Origin of the sequence: uncultured Aquimarina sp. (assembly GCF_947492405.1) — a bacterium.
GTDB lineage: Bacteria > Bacteroidota > Bacteroidia > Flavobacteriales > Flavobacteriaceae > Aquimarina.
On sequence record NZ_CANLMP010000019.1, the window covers coordinates 1 to 3,227 of the forward strand.

Here is a 3,227-nt window from a genome sequence, read left to right on the forward strand (position 1 = left end):
TCAGTAATCAGTAATCAGTAATCAGTAATCAGTAATCAGTAATCAGTAATCAGTAATCAGTAATCAGTAATCAGTAAAAGATAAAAAATCCAATAACCATCAACAATAAACCATCAACAATCTAACAGATGTATCTAAATTGCCATTCATATTACAGTTTAAGATTTGGAACTTTCTCTGAAATAGACTTATTAGAATTAGCTAAAGAAAATCAAATTAATTGTCTTGCATTAACTGATATAAATAGTACAACAGCCTGTCTTAATTTTATCCGAAAAGCAAAAGATTATCAGATAAGACCAATCGTAGGTATTGATTTCAGAAACAATCATCAACAACTATATGTGGGTCTAGCCAAAAATAACGAAGGATACAAAGAATTGAATCGTTTTTTATCTCATCACTCTCACAATAAGCTTGATTTTCCTATAAAGCCTCCACAATTAAAAAACGTATTTATTATATACCCTTTAAAACAAGTTATAGAAATAAAAAAAATTGAGTTTTCATCAAATGAATTTATCGGTATCTCTATAAAAGAAATTTCAAAACTTAGAATTTCACCTTATAGAAAATTAAAAGACAAACTCGTTATACTCCAGCCTGTAAGTTTTAGAACCAAAAAAGATTTTAATTCCCATCGTTTATTACGTGCTATTGATAATAATATTTTGCTTAGTCGATTATCTCAAAATCAACAAGCTTGTTTTTCAGAAAAAATGATCTCAAATAGTGACATCAGAAATAAGTTTCAAGAATTTGATTTCATGATTAGAAATACCGAAAATATTGTCAACGAATGTGTTATCAACTTTGATTTTTCTAAAAGCAAACCTTCATTAAATAAAAGAACGTATACTGATAGTATTGAAGAGGACAATAAATTATTGAGAAAACTTTGTAAAGAAGGCTTGCCTTATCGATATAAAAACCCTGATAAAAAAGTACAAGATCGACTAACAAAAGAGCTTAACTTGATTATCAAGATGAATTTCGTTTCCTATTTTTTGATTAATTGGAGAATCATTTCTTATGCACAAGAAAAAGGATATTATTATGTAGGACGTGGTAGTGGAGCAAACAGTATCGTAGCTTATTTATTAAAAATTACAGATGTAGATCCGATTGAATTAGACTTATATTTTGAACGATTTATAAATTCGCATCGTACCAGCCCGCCAGATTTTGATATCGATTTCTCTTGGAGAGATCGACAAGATATCACACGATTTATCTTTAATGAATTTGATAATGTAGCTCTTTTAGGAACCTATGTTACCTTTCATTATAAAGGAGCGGTTAGAGAATTAGGGAAAGTATTCGGCTTACCAAAATTTGAAATAGATAAACTTAGCGAAGGTAATTATGATTACAACTCTTTGGACCACATCCATAAATTAGTTATTAAGTATAGTCAACTTATACAAGGAATCCCTAATTACATTAGTATTCATGCAAGTGGAATATTAATTAGTGAAAAATCGCTTCACTCCTATATTGCAACTGATATACCACCTAAAGGTTTTCCTACTGCTCAATTTGATATGATTATTTCAGAAGATTTGGGTTTATATAAGTTTGATATTTTAGGACAACGTGGTTTAGCAAAAATCAAAGAAGCAATTAATATTATCCAGTATAATCAACCAGAAAAAGCCAATTTCGACATTCACGATATAGAGAAATTTAAAAAAGATCCTAACATCAATACTCTTATCAGAGAAGCTAAATGTCTAGCCTGTTTTTATGTAGAGTCTCCAGCTATGCGGATGTTACTTAGTAAACTTAAAACCGATAACTATTTAGGGTTAGTAGCCGCTAGTTCTATTATACGACCTGGAGTTGCCAAAAGTGGAATGATGCGCGAATATATATTAAGAGAACACGATGTAGAAAGACGAAAGAATTCACATCCTATCATGCTTGAACTGATGAACGATACTTACGGCATTATGGTATATCAGGAAGATGTCATCAAAGTAGCTCACTTTTTTGCAAAACTCACGCTGGATGAAGCAGATGTGTTACGCAGAGGAATGAGCGGCAAATTTAGATCACGAAAAGAGTTTAAAGACGTACAAAAAAAGTTTATTCAGAATTGTCGTGCTGAAGGATATCAGGAGAAATTAATTTTTGAAATATGGAATCAAGTAGCAAGTTTTGCTGGATATGCTTTCCCAAAAGGACATTCTGCATCATATGCTGTAGAAAGTTATCAAAGCCTATTTCTAAAAGCTTATTTCCCTATAGAATATTTAGTAGCTACATTAAATAATGGTGGAGGTTTTTATCGCCCAGAAGTCTATTTACATGAAGCTAAATTACTTGGCGCAAAAATTATAACTCCGTGTATAAACACCAGTAAACATGAACATATTTTATATAAAAAAACAATATATCTAGGATTAAGCATACTACGAAATTTAGATTATAAAACATCAGAGTTTATACTATTAGATAGAAAACAACATGGAAAATATTCATCATTAGAAAATTTTATAGATAGAGTATCAATAAGTATAGAACAAATAAGTATACTTATTAAGATAAATGCTTTTGCTTTTACTAAAAAGAACAAGCATGAATTGCTATGGGAAGCACATTTTAAATTAAGTAGTACTCCAACAAATTATCAGCAACCACTTTTGTTTCATGAAAAACGTACTAAATATCGATTACCAAAATTCAAAACTTGCAAATTAGAAAATGCTTTTGAACAAATTGAATCTTTTGGGTTTCCTATATGTGGATATTATAAAATCATGGTAACTAAACCTGTAAATCAAAACAGAGCTAATCAATTAAAAGAATACTTAAATAAGAAAATTGATATTTATGGATATTTAATAGCTATGAAAAGTACTAAGACTTCAAAAGGTAAGCGTATGGCTTTTGGTACTTTTCTAGATCAATTTGGTGATGTATTCGACACAGTCTTGTTTCCTCCTGTACAAGAAAAGTATAAACTTAGGCATAAAGGTGTTTATCGTATGTATGGTAAAGTAGTAGATGAATTTGGATTTCTAAGTATTGAAATAATAAAAATCAGTAAACAAGATTATATTCAAGATCCTAGATATTCGTAAGCACATATCTCTTTATCTAAATCACTATAATTTTTTGTATAATTATTTTAAAATCAATACATCTAGACATAAAAAAACCCTTCATTGTCATAATGAAGGGTTTTCAAGGAAGGCGGCGACCTACTCTCCCACGATTGTAGT

1 protein-coding gene is annotated in these 3,227 nt (G+C 29.8%); it reads left to right on the plus strand.

Going from position 1 to position 3,227, the window contains the following annotated elements; genetic code table 11:
* Window positions 1-128 precede the first annotated feature (128 nt).
* Window positions 129-3,086, plus strand: coding sequence for a DNA polymerase III subunit alpha (gene dnaE, locus Q0829_RS27455; RefSeq protein WP_298549284.1), 2,958 nt, complete (start codon window positions 129-131; stop codon window positions 3,084-3,086).
* Window positions 3,087-3,227 lie beyond the last annotated feature (141 nt).